This is a genomic window from Kitasatospora sp. MAP5-34 (genome assembly GCF_029894335.1).
GTDB lineage: Bacteria > Actinomycetota > Actinomycetes > Streptomycetales > Streptomycetaceae > Kitasatospora.
This window is the reverse complement of record NZ_JARXZC010000004.1, coordinates 46,393-71,575: the sequence shown is the minus strand read 5'-3', so window position 1 is coordinate 71,575 and position 25,183 is coordinate 46,393. Positions and strand designations below refer to the sequence as shown.

Genomic DNA, 25,183 nt, shown 5'->3' with positions numbered 1-25,183 from the left:
ACGCCAGATGACGGTCAGGAGCTGGTCAGGGGCCGGTCAGGGACCGGTCAGCCAGGCCCGCAGCCGGCTCTCGACCTCGGCGATGGCCGTGAGCGAGCAGTGCTCGTCGCGCTTGTGCGCCAGGTTCGGGTCACCCGGGCCGTAGTTGACGGCGGGCACGCCCAGCGCGCTGAACCGGGCCACGTCCGTCCAGCCGAACTTGGCCCGCGGCTCGCCGCCGACAGCGGCCAGGAAGTCCCGGGCGGCGGGCTGCGAGAGCCCGGGCAGCGCGCCTGGTGCGGTGTCGGTCACGTCGACGTCGTACCCGGCGAAGACCTCGCGGACGTGCGCCGCCGCCTCGGCCTCGGTACGGTCCGGCGCGTACCGGAAGTTCACGTGCACCTTGCACTCGTCCGGGATGACGTTGCCGGCCACGCCGCCGCCGATCCGGGTGGCGTTGAGGCCCTCGCGGTACTCCAGGCCGTCGATCTCCACCCGGCGCGGCTGGTACTCGGCGAGGCGGCGGAGCACCTCGGCGGCCTTGTGGATGGCGTTGTCACCGAGCCAGCTGCGGGCGGAGTGGGCCCGGACGCCGGTGAGGGTGATGTCCGCGCGCAGGGTGCCCTGGCAGCCGCCCTCGACGACGGCGCCACTGGGCTCCATCAGGACGGCGAAGTCGGCCGCCAGCCAGTCGGGGTGCTCCTTGGCGACATGGCCGAGGCCGTTGCGGGAGGCCTGGATCTCCTCGCAGTCGTAGAAGACGAAGGTGAGGTCGCGGTTGGGCTCGGCCAGCGTGGCGGCGAGCCGCAGCTGCACGGCCACGCCGGACTTCATGTCCGAGGTGCCGCAGCCGTAGAGCAGGTCCCCCTCGACGTGCGAGGGCAGGTTGTCGGCGATCGGCACGGTGTCCAGGTGGCCGGCCAGCAGCACCCGCTCCGACCGGCCCAGGTTCGTCCGGGCCACGACGTTGTTGCCGTACCGGTCGACGGTCAGGTGCGGGTAGGCCCGCAGCGCGGTCTCGACCGCGTCGGCGAGCGCCTGCTCGTCACCGCTGACGGACGGGAAGTCGACCAGCCACGCGGTCAGCGCGCCACCGTCGAGAGTCAGGTCAAGGGGGGTCTCGGAGCTGCTCATGGTCGCCAAGCGTATCGGTGCACCCCGTCCCCACCCACCGGGGTCACGGCACCCTCACGTGTGGCGGCACGCACCCGCAACCGGGCTCACCGGACGGCCGTCCGAGTAGGTACGGTGTGCGAGCGACAGCGCGAGGCGAGAGGGAGTGCGGTGGCCAGGAGTGCGGAAAATGGGCCGGACGGCTCCGGGTACGACGGGCAGCACGGGCCGGACCGGAACGACGGCCACGCCGGGTACGACGACTGCTACGAGTACGACGACTACGACGAGTACGAGGCGCCTCGCCGCCGTCGACCGCTGCGCAAGGTGATGATCGGCCTGCTCATGCTCGCCGTGGTGGCGGCCGTGGTGCTGTTCGTCAACCGGAAGCAGCTGATCACCCCGGACGAGGGCTGCAAGGTCACGACGGCGACCGGACAGGGCTCGCTGGATCTCTCGCAGGCGTCGAACGCGGCGACCATCACCGCCGTCGCCCTCTCGCGCGGCCTGCCCGAGCGGGCCGCAACCATCGCGCTGGCGACCGCGATGCAGGAGTCCAAGCTCCGCAACCTGGCCGGCGGCGACCGCGACTCGGTCGGCCTCTTCCAGCAGCGTCCCTCGCAGGGCTGGGGCACGGCGGCGCAGATCCAGGACCCGGTCTACGCCACCAACAAGTTCCTCGACAGCCTGGTACGGGTCCCCGGCTACGCGCGGCTGCCGCTCACCGACGCGGCCCAGGCGGTGCAGAAGAGTGGCTACCCGCAGGCGTACGCCAAGCACGAGACCGACGCGACGCTGCTGGCCTCGGTGTTCACCGGCCGCGCGCCGGCCGCGCTGGACTGCGTGGTGCACCAGCTCGCCGCCGCGCCGGCCGCCGCCACCCCGGCGGCCGCCGACGCTGCTTCGTCCGCCTCCCCCGACCCCTCGGGGAGCCCGGAGCCGCAGGGCGTCGCCGACCGGGTGCGCCGCGAGTTCGGACGGACCGCCACCACCGCGCCCGCCGCCAAGGCGGACAAGGACCCGCGTACCGTACTGGCCGTCACGCCGCAGGCAGGGGAGGGCACCGACCCCGGGCCGGACGCACAGCGCCAGGGCGGCTGGGCGGTGGCGCAGTGGGCGGTGGCGCACGCGCAGGAGCTGGGCATCGGCGTCGTGGCGTACGACGGCAAGGTGTGGAGCTTCGACAAGCCCACGTCCGGCTGGCAGGCGAAGGCCCCGGCCGCCTCGACGGACCACGTGCTGCTCACGCTCGGAGCCCCCGCGAAGCACTGACGACACCGGACGACACCCGGCGGCACCTGACGACACCTGACGACACCTACGGCAGGCCCTGGAGTGCCACCGCTACCCGCACGTGGTGGACAGCCGGTTGACGCACTGGTGTCCGAGTTACCGCCTGACGGGTGATTCCTGTCAACGTCGGTGGACGGAACGAACCCACCGCCCCACCCCGCCGAGGCCGGGTGGGGCGGTTTCGGTCTCCCTTTGCGCATCAAGGGATGTGACGTTTCTTCAGGGATCGATCCCTTAAGCGAAATGTCCGTGATGCCGGAAAAAGGATCGTCTGATCTTTAGAAATCCTTTACCTTATTCGAGCGAAACCTTCTGGCTGCTCCGGCGGTAATCACTCCGTCCGCCCGGCGGATTGCCCCCTCGTGCAGGACCTGGCGGGGCAACCTCACCTCTTAGGAGCACCATGTCTCACCCCCTCACGCGCCGGATCGCCCAGGCCGCGCTGCTCGTCGCGGCCGGTGCGACCCCCTTCGTCGCCTCCGGGTCCGCGTCTGCCGCCGACCTGCTGCCGAAGAGCGACCTGGGGGCCGGCCTGACCCAGTTCGACGCGCCGTCCGGCGCGTCGACGGTGCAGGGAGCAGCCCACGACCTCGGCGAGGCCGCGGGCACCACGGGCGCCGCCACCGTCCAGGCCGGTGTCCCGGCCACCGCCGACGCGGCCGGCCACACCGTCGCGGCGGCGCTGCCCGACGCCAACAAGACCCTCGGCGGCGTGACCGGCCCGGCCGCCAAGACCGCCGCCACCACCGGCACCCTGACCAGCGTCGCGGGCAGGCTCGCCCCGGCGCTGCTCGACCGGGTCGGCCCGGCCGTCGCCGGCAAGCTCACCCCGGTGAGCGGCGGCGCCCAGCGCGCCGCCACCGCCAGCAACCCGCTCGGCAGCCTGACCTCGGGCCTGCCCACCGCCGGCCTGACGAGCGGCCTGCCCAGCGGCCTGACGGGCGGTCTGCCCGGCACCGGCGGGCTCACCAAGTCCGTCCCGGCCCTGCCGTCCCTCCCCGGCACCGACGCCCTGCCGCTGGACGCGCTGACCGGTCACACCGACAGCCACCGCCTGGGCGGCCTCCCGGCGCTCGGCGGGGGTGACCCCCTCAGCTCCCTCACCAACGTGGTCGGCGGCCTCGGCGTGGCGGGCCTCAGCGGCGCCGGCCTGCCGATCTGACGCACGGGTGTGACCGCGTGACCGCGTAACCGACAGGGGCGCGGGAGCCGCGCGGATCGGAGGCGACAGGCCGTCACTTCCGATCTCGCGCGGCTCCCGCGCCCCTTGCCGACTGCCTAGGCCCTGGCGGTGAGCCTCTCCACGGCCGCCTGTACCCGCTCGTCGGTGGCGGTGAACGCCACCCGGACGAAGCGGTCACCGGACGGGCCGTAGAAGTCCCCGGGCGCCACCAGGATGCCCAGTTCGGCCAGTTCGGCCACGGTCTCCCAGCAGGGCCGGTCCTGGGTCGCCCACAGGTACAGGCTCGCCTCGGAGTGCTCGATCCGGAAGCCGTACGCCTCCAGCGCCGTGCGCAGCGCCGCACGGCGCGCGGCGTAGCGAGCGCGCTGCTCGGCGACGTGCGCATCGTCCGCGAGCGCCGCGATCGTGGCGGCCTGCACGGGGGCGGGCACGATCATGCCGCCGTGCTTGCGGATCTCCAGCAGCTCCCGGATCACCACCGGGTCGCCTGCCACGAAGGCGGACCGGTAACCGGCCAGGTTGGACCGCTTGGAGAGCGAGTGGACCACGAGCAGACCCTCGTGCCGTCCCTCCGGGCCGGCACCGCAGACGTCCGGGTGCAGCACCGACCCGGGGTCGGCCTCCCAGCCCAGCTCCAGGTAGCACTCGTCGCTGACCAGCAGCACCCGGTGCTCCCGCGCCCACTCCACCGCCCGGCGGAGTTCCGCGACGGACAGCACCCGCCCGGTCGGGTTGGAGGGGGAGTTCAGCCAGAGCAGCCGGACCCGGGCCGGGTCCAGCTCTGACACGTCGTCGTACTCGACCGCCTCGGCGCCGCAGAGCCGGGCCCCGACCTCGTACGTCGGGTAGGCCAGGCGCGGGTACGCGACCTGGTCCCCCTGGCCGAGCCCGAGTTGGGTCGGCAGCCAGGCCACCAGTTCCTTGGAGCCGACGACCGGCAGGATCGCCTCGGGGCCGATCTCGGCGCCGACCCGGCGGTTCAGCCAGCCGGCGATCGCCGTCCGGAGTTCCAGCGGGCCCCAGACGGTCGGGTACCCGGGGGTGTCCGAGGAGGCCGCCAGGGCCTTCTGGATCACCTCGGGGACGGAGTCCACCGGGGTGCCGACCGAGAAGTCGCAGAGCCCGCCCGGGTGGGCGAGCGCCGTCTTCTTGTACGGCTCCAACTTGTCCCAGGGGAACACCGGGAGAAGGTCCGATACGCGGCGCGCCGCCCCCGGGTGTCCCGGAAGCGGCGCGTGCGGAGCGTTGTTCGTGCTCACAGCTCAGGTGCCACCGATCAGTGGTCGGCGTTCTGCGGCGGGAGGGCCGCGATGAACGGGTGGTCCTTCTCGATCAGGCCGAGCTTCGAGGCACCACCGGGCGAACCGAGGTCGTCGAAGAACTCGACGTTCGCCTTGTAGTAGTCCTTCCACTCCTCAGGAGTGTCGTCCTCGTAGAAGATCGCCTCGACCGGGCACACCGGCTCGCACGCACCACAGTCGACACACTCATCCGGGTGGATGTAGAGAGAGCGCGCCCCCTCGTAAATGCAGTCGACCGGGCACTCTTCGATGCACGCCTTGTCCTTGACGTCGACACAAGGCTGCGCGATGACGTAGGTCACGCTGTCGTTCCTCCTCGGAAGGGCTGGCCGCCCAAACTAATGCTTGCGTGCGCGGTTGCGCGCGGCGTCGTCGATGCCCGCCCCTAGTATCGCGGGTCAGAGACCGTGAATGCACAGGAGGTGCCCTAGATGATCGCCGAAGCCCCCAGGGATCGCCGCCCCGAGGTGCGGATAGACCGCTCTGACGTGGGACGACGGGTCTCAGCACGGCGCGTCTCGGAGCTCGTGGACGGACGTCCGGTGTTCCGAGATGTGATCGGTGTGCTCACATCCTGGGACGATCATGGTCTGACGGTAGTCCCCCGTGACCGTGAACCGGTCTCCTTTCCCGAAAATCTGCTGGTCGCGGGCAAGACCGTACCGCTCTTCCCGGCCCGGCGCGGTCCGGCCCCCACCGCCGCCCCGGTCGAGCTCCAGCGGCTCGCCGCCCGCTGCTGGCCCGCCGTGGAGCAGCAGCGGCTCGGCGACTGGACCCTGCGCGCCTCTGCGGGCTTCACCCAGCGCGCCAACTCCGCCCAGGCCCTCGGCGACCCCGGCCTGCCGCTGCCCGAGGCCCTCGCGGCCGTCCGGGCCTGGTACGCCGCCCGCGGCCTGCCCACCCTCGTCGAGGTGACCACCCCGGGCTCGCCCGCCGAACTGGACCTCCTCACCCCGCGCCAGAGCCCGACCGACGTCAGGACCGGCCCGCTCGCACCGCTCGTCAAGCTCGGCAGCGGGTACCGGAGTGTCCGGCTCGCCCGTACCGCCGGCCCCGACTGGCTCTCGCACTACCGACGTTCGGCCGGGTCCTCCCCCGAGGCCGAGGAGGCCGCGCGGAAGGTGCTCCACGGCGGGGCGTCCGTCTGGTTCGCGACCGTACCGGCCCCGGACGGCGCCGCGCCGCTCGCCATCGGCCGCTGCGCGGTGGACGGCCCGTGGGCGTACTTCAGCGCGATCGAGACCGCCCCGGACGCTCGGCGCACCGGTCTGGCCACCACCGTGATGGCCGTGCTGGCGGCCCGGGCCGCCGAGGAGGGCGCGACCGGCGGCTGCCTTCAGGTCGAGGCGGAGAACACCGCTGCGGCGGCGCTCTATGACAGGCTCGGTTTCACGACCAGTCACACTTACCACTACGCCCGCCTTCCCCAACCGTAAAAGCCGTAAGAGCCGTAACAGCCCAGACAACCCAGACGGCCGAGACAGCCGAACGACCCAGCGGTAACACCCACCCCGGACAGACGAAGGCTGCTGTGACCGAGCAGAGCAGAACACGTTTCCGTACCGAGGCCAGGGCCGAGCACCCGGACCCGGTGCTGCTCTGCCTGCTCGCGGCCGCCGAGCACACCCTGGCCGAGCCCGTCCCGGCCGTGGCCGGGGAGCCCGAGGAACCGCCCACGCTGGACGCCCTGCTGGCCGCCTGCCAGGCGGCGCTGGACCGGCACGCCGCCGCCGTGCGCCTGGCGGTCGCCGAGCGGGCGCCCGCCAACCCGGAGGAGACGGCCGCGCTGCTCGCCGCCGTACTGGGCGGCCGGGAGCGCTTCCACGGACGGCCGGCGGACTACCGGAGGCTGGAGTCCTCGCTGCTCCCGGACGTGCTGCGGCGGCGGCGCGGGCTGCCGATCATGCTCTCGCTGGTCTGGAGCGCGGTCGCCGCCCGCGCCGGGCTGACCGTCCGGGGGATCGCCCTGCCGGGCCACTTCATCGTCGCGGTGGGCGGCCCGACCGACGACAACGACTACGTGCTCGCCGACCCGTACCACGGCGGACGGCTGCTCGACCTGCCGGACGTCGCGCAGCTGGTCCTCGCCACCGGCCACCACTTCTCCCCCGAACTCCTCACCCCCGCAGCCCCGCTGGACCTCGTCCTGCGAGTCCTCGGCAACATCCGCAACTGGGCGGCCGACCGGCCCGAACACGCCCGTACCCAGCTCTGGGCCACCGAGCTCTCCCTGCTGCTGCCGCGCCACCCGGCCCAGCTGCGCCTGGAACGGGCCGAACTGCTCGTCCGCACCGGCGACTTCCTGGCCGGAGCGGACGAGATGGAGGCGTACGCGGAGATCCTGGACACCTTCGACCCCGACGCCGCCGCCCGGGTCCGGCGCGAAGCCCGGGCGTCCCGGCACCGCCTCAACTGACCGTCGGGCAGGCCGCACAGCCAGGCCCTACAGCCAGCCCTTCTCCCGCGCGACCCGGACCGCCTCCGTGCGGTTGCGCGCCGAGGTCTTCTGGATGGCCATCGAGAGGTAGTTGCGGACCGTCCCCTCCGAGAGGTGCAGCCGCCTGGCGATGTCGGCGTTCACCGCACCGTCCGCCGCCGCCGCGAGCACGTCGCGCTCCCGTCCGGTCAGCGGGTTGGCGCCGTCCGCCAGGGCGGCGGCGGCCAGCGTCGGGTCGATCACCCGCTCGCCGGCCAGCACCCGGCGGATCGCCTGGGCGAGTTCGGCGGCCGGGGCGTCCTTGACCAGGAAGGCGTCCGCGCCCGCCTCCATCGCCCGCCGCAGGTAGCCGGGCCGCCCGAAGGTGGTGGCGATCACGACCTTCGTCCCGGGCCGGCGCCTGCGCAGTTCGGCGGCGGCCTCGATCCCCGTCATCCCCGGCATCTCGATGTCCAGCACGGCGACCTCGACGTCGTGCTGGATCGCCGCGTCCACCACCAGGTCGCCGCGCGAGACCTGCGCGACCACCTCGATGTCCCCTTCGAGCCCGAGCAGTGCGGCGAGCGCCTCCCGCACCATCCCCTGGTCCTCGGCGAGCAGGACTCTCACACTTCGTACGGGCGTCTCTGGCGTCTGGTCAGTCATGCGGCCAGCCTAGGCAGTCCGGAACCCGGACCCGCAGACGGTGGCCACGCTCACGACCCGGACGCCCCGGCGTCGGCCGCCGGCGTCGTGACGGTACGCAGCGGGACGAGCGCGCGGAGCCGGAAGCCCTTGCCGCGCGCGCCGACGCCCGTCTCCAGGCGGCCGTCCACCAGGGCGAGCCGCTCCTCCAGGCCCGAAAGTCCGTTCCCTGGGCCGGACTTGCCCGGCCCGCGACCGTTGTCGGCGATCTCCAGGACGGCGTAGCGTTCGCCGTCGCCCTCCCAGGTCTCGTCCATGGTCACGGTGCAGACGGTCGCACCCTCGCCGTGCCGGACCACGTTGGTGACGGCCTCGCGGAGCGCCCAGGCGAGCGCGCCGGTCTCGTCGGTGCCCAGACCCGGGCGCCCGTCGGCGACCGAGGGGTCGGCCTCCAGGGTGATCTGCGCGGCCGTCAGGGCGCTTCGGGCCGCCGCGAGTTCGACCGGCAGGGTCGGCCTGCGGTAGCCGCCGACCGCCTCCCGGACGTCGATCAGGGACTGCCGGGCGACGCTCTCGATGTCCGCGACCTGCGCGCGGGCTGCCTCCTGCTTGTCCTGGTCCATCAGCCGCCCGGCCAGCTCGCTCTTGATGGTGATCAGCGAGAGCGAGTGCCCGAGCAGGTCGTGCAGGTCCCGGGCGAGCCGCAGCCGCTCCTCGGCGGCGGCGAGGTGGGCGACGGCGGCCCGGGCCTCGCGCAGCTCCCGCATGGTGCCGATCAGCCGCTGCAGGCCGGTCATCGCGAACCCGCCCAGGAAGCACGGCAGGACGATCGAGATCAGCGTGGTCAGGTCGGCGTGCACGCTCAGCGAGACGGCCAGCGCCAGGGCGGTGACCAGCGCCACCCCGGGCAGCCCGAGCCTTGGCGCCAGCACCGCGCCGGTGCAGACCGAGGCGTACGTGTAGAGCGTCAGCCAGGGCTGGCCGAGGCCGAACGAGCTGACGGTGGCGAGCGTCAGCATCAGGCCGACCAGCACGTAGTTGCCACGCCACTGGCCGGACCGCCCGGTCGACCTGAACGCGACCAGGCTGAAATAACAGGCCAGGAACAGCACCAGCCCGATCGCTCCGGCCACCTTGGCGGCCGTCCCGTGCCGACTGCTCGCCAGGTCGCCCACGGGGTAGAGCAGGTAGATCATCCAGAGCGACATCCAGGAGAGCTTCACCACCAGCTGGCGGCGGTTCTCGACCGGCGCCCCGGGCACCACCGACCTGAGCAGGCGACGCTCCTGCCCGTCCTGCCCGGAGTGGTCGGGGCGGCGGTTCAGGAGCGTCTTGGACATGACGGCCATCATGCCTGCTTGGTGTCCTTGCGGTACAGGTAGGCCGCCGCCGCGACGAAGAGCACCAGGAAGCCCGCCAGCCCCGCGATGGCGGCGGTGTCGACCGACTGGCCGGGCCGGGTGAAGGAGGCCAACTGGTTGTACTGGTAGACCGGGTTGAACCGGGCGAACTTCTTGAGCGAGTCGCCGACCGGGAACCAGGTACCGCCGAAGAGGGCCATCAGCATGTAGACGATCATCACGATCGGCTGCACCGAGTCCGGCTGCGCGGCGTACCCGAGGGCGACACCCAGCGCCGCGAAGACGAAACTGCCGAGCCAGAGCGCGGCCCCGAGCCCGAGCCACTGCGCCGCGCTGAGCTCGACCCCCTCGATCCCGCCGATCGCGAAGACCACCAGGATCGCGGGCAGCGTGGTGACCGCGCAGGAGGCGATCTTGCCCAGGGTGTACGCCCGGCCGGGCAGGGCCGTCAGCCGCAGCTGCCGCACCCAACCGCTCTTGCGCTCCAGCGAGATCCGCTGCGCGCTGCCGGTGAGGACGGCGCCGACCGCGCCGAAGGTGGCCATCGAGACCATGAAGTACGACTTCGCCGGGATGCCCCCGGCCACCGAGCCGCCGCTGTAGGCGCTGATGAAGAAGACGTAGAGCAGAGCCGGGTAGAGCACCGTGAACATCAGGTACCGCTTGTTGCGCAGGGTGCGCAGGATCTCCAGCTGGATCAGGGTGGTCACAGCGCACGCTCCTCGGCGTCACGGTTCTCGGTGGCGGAGCCCTCGGAGCCTTCGGCGCCCCGGTCCTCGTCGTCGGCCTCGCCGGTGATGGTCAGGAACGCCTGCTCCAGGCCCAGGCTGGTGACCTCCAGGCCGTGCGGGTAGAACCCGGCCTTGTAGAGGGCGGCGACCCCGGCGTCGGCGTCCATGCTGCGGATCCGCACCGTCCGCAGGCCCTCGGCGTGACCGGTGACGTCCAGGCTGACGGTGCCCGGCAGCGCCCGCAGGGCGGCCTCGTCCACGACGCCGTCCGAGCTGTGCAGCTCGAAGGTGATCCGGCGCCCGCCCGCCTTGGCCTTGATCTCGGCGGAGGTGCCGTCGGCGATCAGCCGGCCCTTGTGGAGCACCAGGACCCGGTCGGCGATCGAGTCCGCCTCCTCCAGGTAGTGGGTGGCGAACAGCACCGTCCGCCCGGCGTCGGCCTGCGCCCGCATGGTGGCCCAGAACTGCCGACGGACCGTCACATCCATGCCGGTGGTGGGCTCGTCCAGCACGATCAGGTCGTTGGCCCCGGCGATGGCGAGGGCGAACCGGACCCGCTGCTCCTGGCCGCCGGAGAGCTTGTCGGCCTTGCGGTCGGCGATCTCGGCGATGCCCGCGCTGCGCAGCACGTCCTCGACGCGGTGGGCCCGGGGGTGGATGGCACAGGCGAACTTCACCAGCTCGCGGACCTTGACGTCCCCCATCAGGCCGCCGCTCTGCAGCATCGCGCCGACCCGGCCGGCCTCGATCGCCGCGCGGGGCGTCCCGCCGAAGAGCGAGACACTGCCCTGGTCCGGCTCGCGCAGGCCGAGCAGCAGGTCGAGGCTGCTGGACTTCCCGGCGCCGTTCGGGCCGAGCAGCGCCACCGTCTCGCCGGGCCGCAGCACCAGATCGAGACCGTTCACCGCCTTCACCCGGCCGTAGCTCTTGCTGACGTTCCTGAAGGCGGCGACCTCACCGCCCTCGTTGACCCGTGTACTCATCCGTCCGCGTCCTCTCCTGAAAGGCTGACCTCCCAAGATTCCCGCGACCGGCCCACCGGGCGTCAGTGTGTGCCGTCGTGTCCTCCGCATGACAGATGTCATGGGGAGGACACGACGGCGGGGGGCTCAGACCGACTTCTCCAGGCCCAACGACTCCTTCAGGAACTCCACCTGCAGCAGCAACAGGTTCTCCGCGACCTCCTCCTGCGGGGTCATGTGGGTGACCCCGGACAGCGGCAGCACGGTGTGCGCGCGGCCCGCCGCAAGCAGCGCGGAGGAGAGCCGCAGGGTGTGCGCGGCGACCACGTTGTCGTCGGCCAGGCCGTGGATGATCATCAGCGGCCGCTCCAGCTTGGCCGCGTCCGGGATCAGCGAGTTGGCCTCGTACACCTCGGGCCGCTCGGCCGGGTGGCCGAGGTAGCGCTCGGTGTAGTGGGTGTCGTAGAGCGCGAAGTCCGTCACGGGCGCGCCGGAGACGGCCGCGTGGAAGACGTCGGGCCGCCGCAGCACGGCGAGCGCCGCCAGGTAGCCGCCGTACGACCAGCCGCGGATGCCGACCCGGCCGAGGTCGAGCGGGAACTCCTCGGCGAGCGCCTGCACGGCCTCGACCTGGTCGTCCAGGGTGACCCCGGCGAAGTCGAAGGCGATGGCCTTCTCCCAGGCGGGGCTGCGCCCGGGGGTGCCGCGCCCGTCCGCGACGATCACGGCGAAGCCCTGGTCGGCGAACCACTGCGAGGTCAGGTGCGGGTTGTGCGCCTGGACGACGCGCTGCCCGTGCGGACCGCCGTACGGGTCCATCAGGACGGGCAGCAGGCCGTCACGCTCCCGCTCGTACCCGGTCGGCAGGAAGACGGCGCACGGGATGCACTGCTCACCCGCGAAGCGGAACTGCGGACGGGCGGTGAGCAGCGGCGTCTCGGCGTACGAGGCGATGGTGGCGATCACCTCGCCGTCGCGCAGCACCCGGACGGTCGAGCCGGCCTGGGTGGCGGAGGTGGTGGAGAGCACGGTGACCCCGCCGGCGTGGACGGCCGAGGCGGCGCCGTCCCCGTTGTCGGCGAACCGGGTGACCTCGCCGTCCGGGCCGGCCCGGAAGAGGCCCGTCCAGCCCGGCGGCAGATCGATCTCGGCGGGCCCGGCGGAGGCGCTGAACAGGACGGAGTCGTCCGTGATCGCGAAGACCGAGCGGACGTGCAGCGCGTCACCGGTGACCTGCCGCTCACCGACGACCAGCGCGCGGACCTGGCTCTCGTCGTCGATCCGGACGAGCTTCCCGTCCGGCGTCCAGGCCGGGACCCCGGAGAAGAGGTCGAGCCAGATCTCGTCCCGCTCGGCCCGCAGCAGCTCGGTGGCGCCGGTCGCGGGGTCGACGGTACGGATCTGCTGGCTGCGCTGGTCACGGGCCTGGACGAGCAGCAGCGGCGCGCCGCCCGCCGACCAGTGCACCCGGGCCAGGTACGGGAAGGCCTCGCGGTCCCACTCGACCTCGGTGCGCGAGCCGTCCAGGCCGATCACCCAGAGGGTCACCTCGGCGTTGGGCGTACCGGCGGCCGGGTAGGCGATCTCGGCGGGCGGGGTGCCGGGGTTGGCCGGGTCGGCGATCCACCAGCGCTGCACGGGCGCGTCGTCGGCGCGGGCGACGAGCAGCCGGTCGCTCTCGGGGGACCACCAGTAGCCACGGTCGCGGTTCATCTCCTCCTGGGCGATGAACTCGGCCTGCCCCCACGTCATCCCCGCGCGCTCCGGTACGGCGAGGGCGCGGTCCTCGGTGCCGTCGGCGCGGCTGAGCCGCAGCTCGCCGACGGTGTTCGGGTACGCCACGTGGACGCCGTCGGGCGACAGTCGCGGGTCGACCAGCGGTCCGGCGGCGGGCAGCTCGCGGGCCATGCCGGTAAGCAGGTCAGCGGTGAACAGCCGACCGGAGAGGGCGAACGCGGCCTGCGTGCCGGAGCCGTCCAGGGCGTAGCCGACGATGCCGGCCGAGCCCTCGCGGCTGCGCTCGCGGCGGGCCTTCTCGGCGGGCGACAGGTCCTCCTCGCCGCCGCCGAGCAGGGCCACCGGGTCGGCGGCGATCCGCTCCTCGCCGGTCGCGGTGTCGAGGGTCCAGAGCAGGTTGGCCCGGTCCGTCCCGGACCGGGAGCGGAGGAAGGCGACCCGGGCGCCGTCGGGTGCGACGGCGAACGACCGGGGCGCGCCGACGGTGTAGCGCAGGGTGCGCGCGTACTGCCGGGGGAAGGTGGCGGCAGAGGTATCGGTGGTCATGGCACCTGACCCTATTGGCAGACCCTCCCGACCTGCGGCTCACCCGTTCGGAGCAGCTACCGGAAGTCACCCCGTCGGGCCACCGCACCCCGTCCCACCGGGGCATGCGCCCCCGGACGCTCCCGTGCCCCGGCCTGTGCGGCCTCACGGTAAGTAATGCAATCCTCACTGATCGGGTATTCCTTGAGTCATCGATCCGGAGCCGGAACGTCCCGTTCACCCGGCGCCGGGTCGAGAGCTTGTCCGACCGCCGCCCTCCCCCGGGGCGGCGCACCCGAAAGGGGTGTGAGCCGTCATGCCTTTGTCCATCTCCGCAGCCGTGCTGATGCTGGTCATCGTGATCGTCCTGATCCGCCGGTCCGGCCTGAAGCTGGCACACGCGATCATCTGCTCGCTGCTCGGTTTCTACCTCGCGTCCAGCTCGATCGCGCCGTCGATCCAACAGGTGACCAGCAACGTCGCCGGGATGATCAATGGCTTGAAGCTCTAGACCTCCGGCGGCGGTCGATAGGCTGCTGCCCATGACCGCTGCCACCGACCGGCCGACCCGCCGCCTGCTGCTGGTGCACGCCCACCCCGACGACGAGTCGATCAACAACGGCGCCACCATGGCCCGCTACGCCGCCGAGGGCGCCTCGGTCACGCTGGTGACCTGCACCCTCGGCGAGGGCGGCGAGGTGATCCCGCCCGGGCTGGCCCACCTGACGGCCGATCGGGACGACAGCCTCGGCGCGTACCGGATCGGCGAACTCACCGCCGCGATGCGCGAGCTGGGGGTCGGCGACTTCCGCTTCCTGGGCGGCGCGGGCGGCTACCGGGACTCCGGGATGATGGGCGTGCCCGAGAACGACGCCCCGGGCTGCTTCTGGCGGGCCGACCTGGACGAGGCCGCCGCCCACCTGGTCGCGGTGGTCCGCGAGGTGCGCCCGCAGGTGCTGGTGACGTACGACGAGCACGGCGGGTACGGGCACCCCGACCACATCCAGGCGCACCGGGTCGCGCTGCGGGCGTACGAGCTCGCGGCCGACGCCGGCTACCGGCCGGAGCTGGGCGCGGCCTGGCGGATCGCCAAGGTCTACTACAACCGGGTGCCGCGTTCGGTCATCGAGCAGGGGCTGCGCGACACCGCCGCCAAGGCGTCCTTCCCGGGGGTGGCCGAAGTCGGCGACATCCCCGGCGTGGTGGAGGACGGAGTGGTCACCACCGTCGTGGACGGGACGGCGTACGCCGGGGCGAAGGCCGCCGCGATGCGGGCGCACGCCACCCAGATCACCCTCGACGGGGAGTCCGCCGGGGAGTTCTTCGCACTCAGCAACAACCTCGGGCAGCCACTGCTGACGACCGAGTACTACCAGCTCGTCCACGGCGGAGCAGGACCCGGAACGCCGGAGACCGACCTGTTCGCCGGCCTGGACGCGGAGGCACTCCGATGACCGCCAGTCCGATCGACCGGAGCCCGATGGACCGTACACCGACGGACCGCACGCCGACGACCGCCGGCCCGACCAGGCGCAGCCCGATCGCGCGTGTTCTCGGCAGTCGTCGCGAGCGGCTCGCCGAGTCCCAGCCGCCGCTCGCCGGGCGGGTCGTCGCGTACGTGGTGCTCTTCGTGCTCGGCGCGCTGGTCTCGCTCTGCGGCTGCTTCGTGCAGTCGCTCTGGCAGCCAGGCGGGCTGCTGCTGGCGCTGGCCGCGACGGCGGCGGTGTTCTACGGCGGGCTGCGGCTCACCGGGACCAAGCTCGGCGCCGGGGCGCCGATGATCGGCTGGTTCCTGACGCTGCTGGTGCTGATGACCCCTCGTCCCGAGGGGTCCTTCGTACTGGCGGCCGACGGGGCCTCGTACGCCTATCTCTTCATCGGCTCGATCAGCGGCGTGATCTGCGCCACTCTGCCGACCAGGTCGGGCTTCGGATTCGGGGCCCCCGGCCCCAAGCGGTGAGCGGGCGGCGACGGGCAGTCAGGGAGCGGCGCCCGTAGGCTCATACCGGACACAACCTGGACGTATCAGGTTCTATCCGATGCCGTTCACCGTCCGGTTCTTCCCAGTAAGGTGGTGCCGCGACAGGTCGGCCCCGGCGGGCGCGGAGGAAGGAACAGCAGGTACCTTCAGCGCAATCGCGAGGCAGGCGGCGTGCCGCAGGCCCACACGTTAAAGAAGCTGGTGTCGGAGGGTTCGTCAGGTTCAGCGCGCGGCGGCAGTCGCCGCACGATGAGGTCTGGCGGCCCACAACCCGCGGTCGCCGTCCCACGGCGCGGCCGCGAACCCGGAGCAGAGCAGCATTGAGCAGCCGCGAATCTGACAGCGCGTACCCGTCGCCCCGCCAGGGGGGCTCCCCCGGCCGGAGGCAGGGGGAGGGTGCGGACGCCTACCCGTCGGGCACCCCGCCCTACGGCACCGGGCTTCCGAACGGCCTGGGCACCGGCCCGGCGGAGCCGGCCGGGATGCCCGACGGCGACGACGTGCCGAAGACCGAGACCACGCTGACGACCCGGGTACGGATCAACATCCCCGGGTCCCGTCCGATCCCGCCGGTGGTGGTGCGCTCCACGGTGAAGAACGAGGAGGCTCCGGCCGAGCCGACCGGGCCCCGGCATCGCTCGGGCGCGTCCGCCTCCCCCGTGCTCGGGGTGGTCGACTCCGGTGAGCGGACCACGACGCCACCGAACCTGCCGCCGGAGTGGCAGCAGTCGGAGCGCGAGCCGGCGGCCGGCTCCTCCTCCGAGTCCACCGGTGAGTGGTTCCGGCCCCGGCAGCGGAGCCAGTCCGGGCCCGCGCCGGTGCCCGCCGGCGCCGCCCCCAGGACGGCTGCGCCCTCGCCCGCACCGGCACCCGGCATGCAGTCCCCGCAGGCCACCAAGCCCGCGCGGTCCGCGCAGCCTTCGCAGGGACCCGGGCCGCTGCCGAACGGCACGCCGGCCTCGCCGTTCTCCGGGAACAACGCCGGGCGCCGGGCGGCCGAGGGCCAGGGGCCGAGCCAGCAGCAGAACCAGCACCGGTCGCAAGGTCAGCAGCAGGGCGGCGGCGCCAACGGGCGCGGTCCCGCCTTCGGCGGCGCGCCGTTCGCCGCCGACCCGTACTCCGCCGACCCCTACCGCCAGGGCCCGCCGGACCCGTTCGCACCGGACCCGTTCGCCACCGGCCCTGCGGACCCGTTCACGACCGCTCCCGCGCCCACCCCCGCCACGGACCCGTTCGCGACCCAGCGGGCTCCGCAGCGCGGCCCCCGGCAGTCCGAGCCGCCACGGGCGACGAGCGGGTCGGAGGACACCCAGGTGGGCGGCTTCGCCCCGGCCCGGGACGACCTCCCGACGGCGGCCATACCCGGCCTGCCGACGACGAACGTCTTCGGGGCGACCCCCCAGGCCCCGCAGACCCCCCAGACCAACCCGGCCAACCCGGGCAACCCCCGCCCCGCCGCCCCGAAGGGCGCCGACCCCTTCGCGACGAACCGTCAGCCCGCCCAGGCGGCCCAGCAGGACCCGTTCGGGCCCGCCCAGCCGGCTCGCGGCGGCCGCTTCGCCGACGTCTCGTACGAGCCCGCGCCGCCCTTCCCCGGCACCCTCGGCAACACCGGAGCCACCGGTCCCACCGGTCCCACCGGTGCCACCCCGACGGCCCCCGCCGGGTTCAACGAGCTGCCGCGCCCGGGCCGCCCCCAGCCGACGGCGCAGTCGGCGACGCAGTCCGAGGTACCCGAAGCACCCGAGGCGCCCGAGACCGAGGCGTCCGGGTCCGCAGCCGGCTCCGACGACAAGCCGGCCGCAGCAGCACCCCGCCGCCGGAGCAAGGCACCCAAGCTCGCCGCGTACGCGGTCGGCGGCCTGCTCTTCGCGGGCGCCGCCGCGTACGGCACCGGCCTGATGCTCAACCAGGCGGACATTCCCTCCGGCACCACCGTGCTCGGCACCAACATCGGCGGCGATGCCCGTGACCAGGCGCTCAGCCTGCTGGACGGGACGGTCGGCAAGGCGGGGCAGCGCCCGGTCCAGCTCAAGGTCGGCGACCAGACCGTCAATCTCGACCCGACGGCCGCCGGTCTGAGCTTCGACACCACCGCGACGGTGGACGCCCTCACCAAGCACAGCTACAACCCGGTCGAGGTGATCGGCTCGCTCGCGGGCGGCAGCAAGGCCGTCGCACCCGAGGTGAAGATCGACGAGGCCAAGCTGAAGGCGGCGCTGGAGACCCTGGGCGGAAACTCCGGGCAGGGTCTCCAGGAGGGCTTCGTGCGGTTCACCCCGGACGGGCAGACCGAGGTCGTGCCCGGCAGGGCGGGCCAGGCCGTGGATGCCACCGCCGCGCTGGGCCTGATCGAGCAGGCGTACCGCAACCGCGCGGCCGGGCAGCCCGACACCGTGCTGACCGTCCCGGTGACGGCCGCTCAGCCGAAGGTGTCCACAGACGCCCTGCAGGCCGCCGCCAACAGCCTCGGCAAGGCGGTGCTGAACGGGAACGTGACGGTCATGGCCGGTACCAAGAGGTTCGAGTTCGGCAAGAGCACCGCTGCGAAGGCGCTCACGCTGGTACCGGACGCCTCCGGCACGGTCGCGCTCAAGTGGGACTACGACAAGCTCAACGACGCCCTGGGCGGCGCCTTCGACAAGTCGAAGACCAAGAAGAACGGCGTCTCCTCGGCGATCACCCCGCAGGACGTCGCGGACGGCATCGCCTCGGTGTTCGACAAGACGGCCGCCAAGGACCGGGTCTTCCGGTTCCCGGCGGGCTGACGCCGGTCGAGCCCAGCGGCGCCGAACAACGCCGAACAACGCCGGGCAGCACCCAGGAGCGCCCAGGGGCGGAGGCCGGACAGCCTCCCGCCCCTGGGCGCTCCGTCGTACCCACCCCCGGGCGCCCCTGGCCAATCCTCGCCAGTGGCGGGCCATAACCGGACAATCCGGCTCAGCCGGCGGCCCCTACCGGCGCGTTACCAAGACTTGATGGCCGGTCCGTCGACAAGCCGTTCCCCCGTCAGCAGGATGTGCCACCAGGTGAGCCCGGCCCCGGTCCGGGCCGCCCGCCCGGAACACCCTGCGGTACCGGCTTCGCGTACGAGATCGTCCGCTGCCAGAGATGGCGGACGAAGTAGCGAACGGCGCTGAAGGGGGCTCTCGGGGATCGCAAAAAGCGGCGGACACTCGCCAATGGCGTGAAATTGCCAGCAACAGTGCGTGACATTCACGCGGTGGATTATGCGCCTCACTGCTGAAGGGGGCCCAAAATTCCTCGAGCACACCCAAAAACAGGACCGTCCGATAATCGGACACTCAAATACCACCAACAAATACTGCCAGAAGGAACAAATCGGACATCAGATCTACGCGCGTTGCGTGACCACCTCTCGAAGGAGGTGTCCTGATAACGGAGTTGACCAAGTCGCGTTACGGACGTGTGAACGGGATTAATCCCTTTATGTCCGATATGCCCGTCTCGCTCAGCGCTTGTCAAGATGTCTGGAACTACAAAGTGGTTGACATTCCAACACAATGCAAGAAATGCGTGGCCAGCAACTGAGGAACTCTTGACGTTCGATAAACGACTTGCAAGAGTCCGTGCGATCACCTTTTTGCAGCCGCTACACCCCGGGCGGGAGCTCCAGCACCATGACTAACCCCACTCAGGCCCCGACCGAGGCCGACACTCTCGGGACGGCCGACGCGCTCAGCCAGACCGAAACCCCGTCAGCCCCGGTCTTCCGGGGGCTCTCTCCCGGCAAGCTGATGTGGCGTCGCTTCCTCCGCGACCGGACCGGCGTCATCAGCGCCGTGATCGTGGCGATCTTCCTTCTGATCGCCATCTGCGCGCCGCTGATCTCGATGCTCTACGGCAAGGACGCCACCACCACCTACGGGCAGAACGACCCGACGCTCCTGACCGACTCCGGTCTGCCGACCGGTGCCAACGGCGGGATGAGCGGCGACTTCTGGTTCGGTCTCGAGCCCGGCCTCGGCCGCGACATCTTCATGCAGCTGGTCTACGGCATCCGCACCTCGCTGATCATCGCCGTCGCGACCTCGGTGATCACCACCGTGCTCGGTGTGGCCTTCGGTATCGCGTCCGGCTACCTCGGCGGCAAGACCGACTACTTCATCGGCCGCGCGATCGACGTCCTGATGTCGTTCCCGTCGCAGATCTTCCTGATCGCCGCCATGCCGATCGTCACCAGCCTGCTGGTGCCCGCAGACCAGAACCCGCCCGGCTGGCTGCCGTTCGTGGCCGTCACCCTCGTGCTGTCCCTGCTCGGTTGGATGTCACTCTCCCGGATCCTGCGGGCGACCACCCTGTCGCTGCGTGAGCGGGAGTTCGTCGAGGCGGCCAAGGTGACCGGTGCCTCCCCGGCCCGGATCATCTTCAAGGAGCTGCTGCCCAACCTGTGGACCCCGATCCTGGTGCAGTCCACGCTCGCGCTCCCGGCCTTCGTCACCGCCGAAGCCGGTCTGTCCTACCTCGGCGTCGGCGTCACCGAGCCCACTCCGGACTGGGGCCGCATGATCGCGAACTCCGCGAACTACCTGCGGACCGACATCACCTTCCTGCTCTTCCCCGGTCTGGCGATGGTGATCTTCGTCCTCGCCTTCAACCTGCTCGGGGACTCCGTCCGGGACGCCTTCGACCCGAAGACCAAGCGCTGACACCCAGGCGCTGACGGGTCGGCACCCAGCGGCACACCCACAGACTCCGGGGGGATCGGCACGCCCGCCCCGGGCAACCCACCGAATAATCAGCATCTTCCACATAGGCAGGATGAACATGAACGCTCGTAAGTCGCGGAGGCTCGCAGCCGCCGTCATGGTTGTCGGGGCACTCACCGTCACGACCGCCTGCTCCAGTGCCCACTCCGGCGGCGCCGGCGCCGGCACCGACGAGTCCAAGGTCGCTGCCACCACCGTGGCCGTGGGTACCGCCGCCGACTCGACCGGTCCCGCCATCGCCCCGGCGGGCGCGAAGAAGGGCGGCACGGTCAACATGATCGACCGCGACGACTTCTCGCACCTCGACCCGGCCCAGGTCTACCTGAACACCAACAGCGAGGTCTCGCTGCTCTTCACGCGTGGCCTGACGGGTTACAAGACCCTTCCGGACGGCTCCACCAAGCTGGTCGGTGACCTCGCGACGGACAGCGGCACCACCACCGACGGTGGCAAGACCTGGAAGTTCACGCTGAAGGACGGCGTGAAGTGGCAGGACGGTACGGCGATCACCTCGGCCGACGTCAAGTACTCGATCGAGCGGACCTTCGCGCCGTTCATCAAGTCCGGCCCGACCTACATCCAGAGCTGGCTGACCGGCAGCCCGGACAAGTACCGCGAGGCCTACCCGGGCCCGTACAGCGGCCAGGACCTGCCGTCCGTCCAGACCCCGGACGCCAAGACGGTCATCTACAAGTTCACGGACGTCCACCCGGACGCGAACTTCACCTTCGCCATGACCGGCTACGGCATCGTGCCCAAGGCGCAGGACACGAAGGACCAGTACGACAAGAAGCCGTTCTCGTCCGGCCCGTACGAGATCGTCTCGCACGTCACGGACAAGTCGCTGGACCTGGAGCGGAACCCGAACTGGGACGCGTCCACGGACCCGATCCGTAACGCGTACCCGGACAAGTGGCACATGGAGTTCGGCGTCCAGATCGACCAGTCGACCCAGCGCTTCATGGCCGACAACGGCTCGGACAAGGACGCCTTCAGCTTCCACGAGACGGTCGCCCCGAGCTTCGTCGACCAGGTGAAGGCCGACCCGAAGCTGAAGTCCCGTACCCTCAACGGCCTGACGCCGTTCACGGACTACTACTTCATCAACAACACCCGGATCAAGGACCCCAAGGTCCGCGAGGCCCTGATCCGCGCGTTCCCGCACCAGCAGACCCGTCAGCTCCAGGGCGGCACCAGCTACGGTGACTTCGCCACCACGTACATGAGCCCGCTGACGCTCGGCTACGAGGCCAGCGACGTGTTCGACACGCTGAAGTCGCCCGCCGGTGACCCGGTGGCCGCCAAGAAGCTGCTGACCGACGCCAACGCGCTCGGCACGACGATCGTGTACGCGTACAACAACACCCCGATCCAGCAGTCCGTCACCGAGGCGATTCGCGTCGCCCTGGAGAAGGCCGGCTTCAAGTTCGTCGCCAAGCCGCTCGACGCCAAGACGTACTACGACGCCATCGCGCTGCTCAACAACCCGTACGACCTGTACTGGGGCGGCTGGGGCGCCGACTGGCCGACCGGTTACACCTCGCTGCAGCCGGTCTGGGACGGCGCCGCGATGGCTGACGGCGCGTCCAACTACGCGCACTTCAACGACCCGGCCGTCTCCAAGGAGATGGCGGACGCGGTGAAGATCGCCGACCCGGTCGCGCAGGGCAAGGCCTGGGCCGCGATCGACAAGGAGCTGCAGCAGAAGGCGGTCTCCATCCCGGACGTCTACCAGCGCTCGATGAGCCTGTACGGCTCGGGCCTCGGCGGCGTGACGTTCGACTCGCTGCAGGGTCTGCAGAGCCCGCTGAACATCTTCGTCAAGTAGTCCTCAGCGCCCAGCAGTAACCACGGTGGGGCGCCGGCCTCCGCATCCGGAGACCGGTGCCCCACTGCCCGGCCCCACCGCCCCGCCCTGCTCCGCCCACCGCACTCGCAGCCGGCGCCCCGACCAGGAGAGCCCGACCCATGCTCCGTTTCCTCGTCCGCCGTTCCCTCGGCGCACTCGTCATCCTGCTGATCATCAGCATGGTCACCTTCGCGCTGTTCTTCGCCATTCCGGCGGACCCGGCGCGCCTCTCCTGCGGCAAGGTCTGCACCCCCGAGAACCTGGCCCTGATCCGCCACAGCATGCAGCTCGACCAGCCGGTTCCGCTGCAGTTCTGGCACTGGTTCAGCGGAATCTTCACCGGCCGTGACTTCGGCGGTGCCGGCTACTGCAACGCCCCCTGCTTCGGGTACTCGTACGTCAAGCAGGAGATGATCACCAACACCCTGATCGACCGCTTCCCGACCACGCTCTCGCTGACCGTCGGTTCGGCCGTGATCTTCCTGATCTTCGGTATCGGCACCGGCATGCTCGCCGCCAACAAGCAGGGCAAGCCCGCCGACAAGATCGCCAGCTCGGCCTCGCTGATCGCCTCTTCCCTGCAGATCTACGTGGCCGGCCCGCTGGCACTCTGGGCGCTCGTCTACAGCACCAACTGGCTGCAGCTGCCGGCCTACGTGCCGATCACCCAGGACCCGATCGGCTGGTTCACCGGCCTGCTCGTTCCGTGGCTCGTGCTCTCGCTGATCTGGACGGCCAACTACACCCGGATGACCCGCTCCTCGATGGTCGAGCAGCTCTCCGAGGACTACGTGCGGACAGCCCGGGCCAAGGGCATGTCCGGCCGCTCGGTCTTCCTGCGCTACGCCTGGCGCGGCGCGATGGGCACCATCGTCACGGTGTTCGGCATCGACCTCGGCGTCCTGCTCGGTGGCGCGATCATCACCGAGAACACCTTCGGACTGCAGGGCCTCGGCCAGCTGTCGATCGACTCGATCCGCCAGTCCGACCTGTCGATGATGGTCGGTGTCACCATGGTGGCCGCGACCCTGATCGTGGTCTCGAACATCGTCGTGGACGCCGCGTACGCTCTCATCGACCCGCGCATCCGGCTGGCCTGACCGGCCGACGCCTCTGGCCGACACCCCCGGCCGACCCGCCGTTCCGACCCCACGTACCACGACCTCACGTACCACACCGAGGAGCCCTGTCCATGACCACCCAGGCCAAGCCCGAGGAGACGGCCGCCCCCGGCGGTAGCTCGTCCTTCCTCTCCGTCCGCGACCTCTCGGTCCGCTTTCGCACCGAGGACGGCGTGGTCCGGGCCGTGGACAACCTCTCGTTCGAGGTCGAGCGTGGCACCACGCTCGGCATCGTGGGCGAGTCCGGCTCCGGCAAGTCCGTGACCAACCTGGCGATCCTCGGCCTGCACAACCCGGCCAACAGCGAGATCACCGGCTCGATCAAGCTCGCGGGCCAGGAGCTTGTGGGTGCGCCCAACAAGGAGCTGGAGAAGCTCCGGGGCCACACCATGTCGATGATCTTCCAGGACCCGCTGACCGCGCTCTCGCCGTTCCACACCATCGGCGCGCAGATCGGCGAGACCTACCGCAAGCACACCGGTGCGAGCAAGAAGGAAGCCCGCGACCGCTCGATCGAGATGCTGACCAAGGTCGGCATCCCGCAGCCGACCACGCGGGTGGACGACTTCCCCCACCAGTTCTCCGGCGGTATGCGCCAGCGCGCGATGATCGCCATGTCGCTGGTCTGCGACCCGGCCCTGGTCATCGCGGACGAGCCGACCACCGCACTGGACGTCACCGTCCAGGCCCAGATCCTCGACCTGCTCAAGGAACTCCAGCAGGAGATGGGCACGGCGATCATCCTGATCACCCACGACCTCGGCGTGGTGGCCAAGACCGCCAAGGACATCATGGTGATGTACGCGGGCCGGGCCGTCGAGCGCGGCACCGTCCGCGAGGTGCTCAAGGCTCCGCAGCACCCCTACACCTGGGGCCTGCTCTCCTCGATGCCCAACCTGACCGGCCCGGTCGGCGTACCGCTGCGCCCGGTGCGCGGCACTCCGCCGAGCCTGATCAACCTGCCGACCGGCTGCCCGTTCAACCCCCGGTGCGACCACCTGGAGCAGGTCATCGGCGGCAAGTGCACCACCGAGCGCCCGCCGCTCGCCCCGGAGGCCGGACACGCCACCGCCTGCCACCTGTCCAGCGGACAGAAGCAGGAAATCTTCATCGACCAGATCCAGCCGCGGCTCGGCTGAGAGGGACCGGTTACACACCATGAGCAACGAACTGACCCTCGACAAGACCGATGGCCACACCCCGACCATCGGTGAGCCGCTGCTCCAGCTCTCCGGGCTGCAGAAGCACTTCCCGGTGATGGACGGCTTCCTCTTCAAGCGCCAGGTCGGCGCCGTGCACGCGGTCGACGGCGTCGACCTGACCGTGCACGCCAACGAGTCGGTCGGCCTGGTGGGCGAGTCCGGCTGCGGCAAGTCGACCCTCGGTCGACTGGTCACCCGGCTGTACGAGCCGACCGCCGGCACCATCACGTACGCCGGCCAGGACATCTCGCACGCCGGACGCAAGCAGCTGGCGCCGATCCGGTCCGAGATCCAGATGATCTTCCAGGACCCGTACTCCTCGCTGAACCCCCGGCAGACCGTCGGTGCCATCATCGGCGCGCCGATGGAGATCAACGGCATCAACCCGCCCGGCGGCATCCAGAAGAAGGTCCAGGAGCTCCTGGAGACCGTCGGTCTCAACCCGGAGCACTACAACCGCTTCCCGCACGAGTTCTCCGGCGGCCAGCGCCAGCGCATCGGCGTCGCCCGCGCGCTCTCGCTCTCGCCGAAACTGATCGTGGCCGACGAGCCGGTCTCCGCGCTGGACGTCTCGATCCAGGCCCAGGTCGTCAACCTGCTGCAGCAGCTGCAGAAGGACCTCGGCATCGCGTTCCTGTTCATCGCGCACGACCTGGCGATCGTCCGGCACTTCTCGCAGCGCGTCGCGGTGATGTACCTCGGCAAGATCGTCGAGATCGCCGACCGCCAGTCGCTGTACGAGAGCCCCCGGCACCCGTACACCCACGCGCTGCTCTCCGCCGTCCCCGAGGCCGACCCGGACGACGACCGCGAGCGCATCCGCCTGGTCGGCGACGTCCCCTCGCCGATCAACCCGCCGTCGGGCTGCCGGTTCCGCACCCGCTGCTGGAAGGCCCAGGAGAAGTGCGCCACGGAGGAGCCCCCGCTCGTCCAGCTCTCCGGCAACCTGGACGGCCACCTCACCGCCTGCCACTTCCCGGAGGACGGCGGCCTCGCGGCTGCGCCCGCTGCGGTCTGAGGCGACCCCGACACGGGTGCGAGGCCCTGCTTGACG

General features: G+C 71.3%; 21 protein-coding genes. 13 read left to right on the top strand and 8 right to left on the bottom strand.

Features of this window, described 5'->3' with window-relative positions; genetic code table 11:
• Positions 1 to 36 precede the first annotated feature (36 nt).
• Positions 37 to 1,113 carry a succinyl-diaminopimelate desuccinylase gene (dapE, locus tag P3T29_RS05570; protein ID WP_280715151.1) on the bottom strand — a complete coding sequence of 359 codons (1,077 nt, stop codon included), beginning with the start codon at positions 1,111 to 1,113 and terminating at the stop codon, positions 37 to 39.
• Between the two features lie 150 nt (positions 1,114 to 1,263).
• On the opposite strand from dapE, the gene P3T29_RS05565 reads away from it, so the two are divergent.
• Together P3T29_RS05565 and P3T29_RS05560 are read left to right on the top strand one after the other, a co-directional pair.
• Positions 1,264 to 2,364: a hypothetical protein gene (locus P3T29_RS05565; RefSeq protein WP_280715150.1), complete on the top strand. Its 1,101-nt coding sequence runs from the start codon at positions 1,264 to 1,266 to the stop codon at positions 2,362 to 2,364.
• 424 nt (positions 2,365 to 2,788) lie between these two features.
• Positions 2,789 to 3,547 carry a hypothetical protein gene (locus tag P3T29_RS05560; protein WP_280715149.1) on the top strand — a complete coding sequence of 253 codons (759 nt, stop codon included), beginning with the start codon at positions 2,789 to 2,791 and terminating at the stop codon, positions 3,545 to 3,547.
• A 116-nt stretch (positions 3,548 to 3,663) separates the two neighbouring features.
• Here the strand turns inward: P3T29_RS05560 and dapC are convergent, their stop codons facing one another.
• The gene (gene dapC, locus P3T29_RS05555) at positions 3,664 to 4,827 is read right to left on the bottom strand and encodes a succinyldiaminopimelate transaminase (RefSeq protein WP_280715148.1); all 1,164 of its coding nucleotides are present in this window, start codon (positions 4,825 to 4,827) and stop codon (positions 3,664 to 3,666) included.
• Positions 4,828 to 4,844: 17 nt separating this feature from the next.
• A complete protein-coding gene (gene fdxA / locus P3T29_RS05550; RefSeq protein WP_280715147.1) occupies positions 4,845 to 5,171 on the bottom strand; it encodes a ferredoxin in 327 nt (108 codons plus the stop codon).
• Between the two features lie 261 nt (positions 5,172 to 5,432).
• Between fdxA and P3T29_RS05545 the strand changes: the two genes are divergently transcribed.
• Together P3T29_RS05545 and P3T29_RS05540 are read left to right on the top strand one after the other, a co-directional pair.
• Positions 5,433 to 6,305 carry a GNAT family N-acetyltransferase gene (locus P3T29_RS05545; RefSeq protein WP_348532793.1) on the top strand — a complete coding sequence of 291 codons (873 nt, stop codon included), beginning with the start codon at positions 5,433 to 5,435 and terminating at the stop codon, positions 6,303 to 6,305.
• 95 nt (positions 6,306 to 6,400) lie between these two features.
• Complete coding sequence (locus P3T29_RS05540; RefSeq protein WP_280715145.1) at positions 6,401 to 7,285, top strand: transglutaminase-like domain-containing protein; 885 nt, start codon at positions 6,401 to 6,403, stop codon at positions 7,283 to 7,285.
• 27 nt (positions 7,286 to 7,312) lie between these two features.
• Here P3T29_RS05540 and P3T29_RS05535 read toward each other — a convergent pair whose 3' ends face one another.
• The 5 genes from P3T29_RS05535 to P3T29_RS05515 all read right to left on the bottom strand — a co-directional run bounded on the left by P3T29_RS05535 (position 7,313) and on the right by P3T29_RS05515 (position 13,267).
• Complete coding sequence (locus P3T29_RS05535) at positions 7,313 to 7,951, bottom strand: response regulator transcription factor (RefSeq protein ID WP_280715144.1); 639 nt, start codon at positions 7,949 to 7,951, stop codon at positions 7,313 to 7,315.
• Positions 7,952 to 8,001: 50 nt separating this feature from the next.
• The gene (locus tag P3T29_RS05530; protein WP_280715143.1) at positions 8,002 to 9,270 is read right to left on the bottom strand and encodes a histidine kinase; all 1,269 of its coding nucleotides are present in this window, start codon (positions 9,268 to 9,270) and stop codon (positions 8,002 to 8,004) included.
• A gap of 8 nt (positions 9,271 to 9,278) precedes the next feature.
• Positions 9,279 to 10,001 carry an ABC transporter permease gene (locus tag P3T29_RS05525; protein ID WP_280715142.1) on the bottom strand — a complete coding sequence of 241 codons (723 nt, stop codon included), beginning with the start codon at positions 9,999 to 10,001 and terminating at the stop codon, positions 9,279 to 9,281.
• On the bottom strand, positions 9,998 to 11,005 hold the full coding sequence (locus tag P3T29_RS05520; RefSeq protein ID WP_280715141.1) for an ABC transporter ATP-binding protein: 1,008 nt from the start codon (positions 11,003 to 11,005) through the stop codon (positions 9,998 to 10,000). The genes P3T29_RS05525 and P3T29_RS05520 overlap by 4 nt, the downstream gene beginning before the upstream one ends.
• A gap of 126 nt (positions 11,006 to 11,131) precedes the next feature.
• Positions 11,132 to 13,267 carry an alpha/beta fold hydrolase gene (locus P3T29_RS05515; protein ID WP_280715140.1) on the bottom strand — a complete coding sequence of 712 codons (2,136 nt, stop codon included), beginning with the start codon at positions 13,265 to 13,267 and terminating at the stop codon, positions 11,132 to 11,134.
• Between the two features lie 295 nt (positions 13,268 to 13,562).
• Here P3T29_RS05515 and P3T29_RS05510 point away from each other — a divergent pair, with 295 nt between their 5' ends.
• From P3T29_RS05510 to P3T29_RS05470, 9 genes are all read left to right on the top strand, one after another.
• Positions 13,563 to 13,757, top strand: coding sequence for a DUF2304 family protein (locus P3T29_RS05510; protein WP_280715139.1), 195 nt, complete (start codon positions 13,563 to 13,565; stop codon positions 13,755 to 13,757).
• Between the two features lie 31 nt (positions 13,758 to 13,788).
• A complete protein-coding gene (gene mshB, locus P3T29_RS05505; RefSeq protein ID WP_280715138.1) occupies positions 13,789 to 14,700 on the top strand; it encodes an N-acetyl-1-D-myo-inositol-2-amino-2-deoxy-alpha-D-glucopyranoside deacetylase in 912 nt (303 codons plus the stop codon).
• Positions 14,697 to 15,206 carry a DUF6113 family protein gene (locus P3T29_RS05500; protein WP_280715137.1) on the top strand — a complete coding sequence of 170 codons (510 nt, stop codon included), beginning with the start codon at positions 14,697 to 14,699 and terminating at the stop codon, positions 15,204 to 15,206. The genes mshB and P3T29_RS05500 overlap by 4 nt, the downstream gene beginning before the upstream one ends.
• Before the next feature lie 341 nt (positions 15,207 to 15,547).
• Positions 15,548 to 17,995 (top strand): peptidoglycan binding domain-containing protein, encoded by a 2,448-nt coding sequence (locus P3T29_RS05495; protein ID WP_280715136.1) that lies wholly within the window; start codon positions 15,548 to 15,550, stop codon positions 17,993 to 17,995.
• Positions 17,996 to 18,868: 873 nt separating this feature from the next.
• Entirely contained in the window at positions 18,869 to 19,897 is a 1,029-nt protein-coding gene (locus tag P3T29_RS05490; protein ID WP_280715135.1) for an ABC transporter permease, read from the top strand.
• Positions 19,898 to 20,015: 118 nt separating this feature from the next.
• Positions 20,016 to 21,785, top strand: a complete 1,770-nt coding sequence (locus P3T29_RS05485) for an ABC transporter substrate-binding protein (RefSeq protein WP_280715134.1) — start codon at positions 20,016 to 20,018, stop codon at positions 21,783 to 21,785.
• A 140-nt stretch (positions 21,786 to 21,925) separates the two neighbouring features.
• Positions 21,926 to 22,906, top strand: coding sequence for an ABC transporter permease (locus P3T29_RS05480; protein WP_280715133.1), 981 nt, complete (start codon positions 21,926 to 21,928; stop codon positions 22,904 to 22,906).
• 92 nt (positions 22,907 to 22,998) lie between these two features.
• Positions 22,999 to 24,066, top strand: a complete 1,068-nt coding sequence (locus P3T29_RS05475) for an ABC transporter ATP-binding protein (RefSeq protein ID WP_280715132.1) — start codon at positions 22,999 to 23,001, stop codon at positions 24,064 to 24,066.
• 19 nt (positions 24,067 to 24,085) lie between these two features.
• The gene (locus P3T29_RS05470) at positions 24,086 to 25,147 is read left to right on the top strand and encodes a dipeptide ABC transporter ATP-binding protein (protein ID WP_280715131.1); all 1,062 of its coding nucleotides are present in this window, start codon (positions 24,086 to 24,088) and stop codon (positions 25,145 to 25,147) included.
• Positions 25,148 to 25,183: the final 36 nt, after the last annotated feature.

Coding starts and splice junctions, on each gene's coding strand:
- P3T29_RS05480 (WP_280715133.1), top strand. CDS start 21,926: ATGCTCCGTTTCCTCGTCCGCCGTTCCCTCGGCGCACTCGTCATCCTG.
- P3T29_RS05535 (WP_280715144.1), bottom strand. CDS start 7,951: ATGACTGACCAGACGCCAGAGACGCCCGTACGAAGTGTGAGAGTCCTG.
- dapE (WP_280715151.1), bottom strand. CDS start 1,113: ATGAGCAGCTCCGAGACCCCCCTTGACCTGACTCTCGACGGTGGCGCG.
- mshB (WP_280715138.1), top strand. CDS start 13,789: ATGACCGCTGCCACCGACCGGCCGACCCGCCGCCTGCTGCTGGTGCAC.
- P3T29_RS05475 (WP_280715132.1), top strand. CDS start 22,999: ATGACCACCCAGGCCAAGCCCGAGGAGACGGCCGCCCCCGGCGGTAGC.
- P3T29_RS05470 (WP_280715131.1), top strand. CDS start 24,086: ATGAGCAACGAACTGACCCTCGACAAGACCGATGGCCACACCCCGACC.
- P3T29_RS05500 (WP_280715137.1), top strand. CDS start 14,697: ATGACCGCCAGTCCGATCGACCGGAGCCCGATGGACCGTACACCGACG.
- P3T29_RS05485 (WP_280715134.1), top strand. CDS start 20,016: ATGAACGCTCGTAAGTCGCGGAGGCTCGCAGCCGCCGTCATGGTTGTC.
- P3T29_RS05490 (WP_280715135.1), top strand. CDS start 18,869: ATGACTAACCCCACTCAGGCCCCGACCGAGGCCGACACTCTCGGGACG.
- P3T29_RS05560 (WP_280715149.1), top strand. CDS start 2,789: ATGTCTCACCCCCTCACGCGCCGGATCGCCCAGGCCGCGCTGCTCGTC.
- P3T29_RS05515 (WP_280715140.1), bottom strand. CDS start 13,267: ATGACCACCGATACCTCTGCCGCCACCTTCCCCCGGCAGTACGCGCGC.
- P3T29_RS05530 (WP_280715143.1), bottom strand. CDS start 9,270: ATGTCCAAGACGCTCCTGAACCGCCGCCCCGACCACTCCGGGCAGGAC.
- P3T29_RS05510 (WP_280715139.1), top strand. CDS start 13,563: ATGCCTTTGTCCATCTCCGCAGCCGTGCTGATGCTGGTCATCGTGATC.
- P3T29_RS05520 (WP_280715141.1), bottom strand. CDS start 11,005: ATGAGTACACGGGTCAACGAGGGCGGTGAGGTCGCCGCCTTCAGGAAC.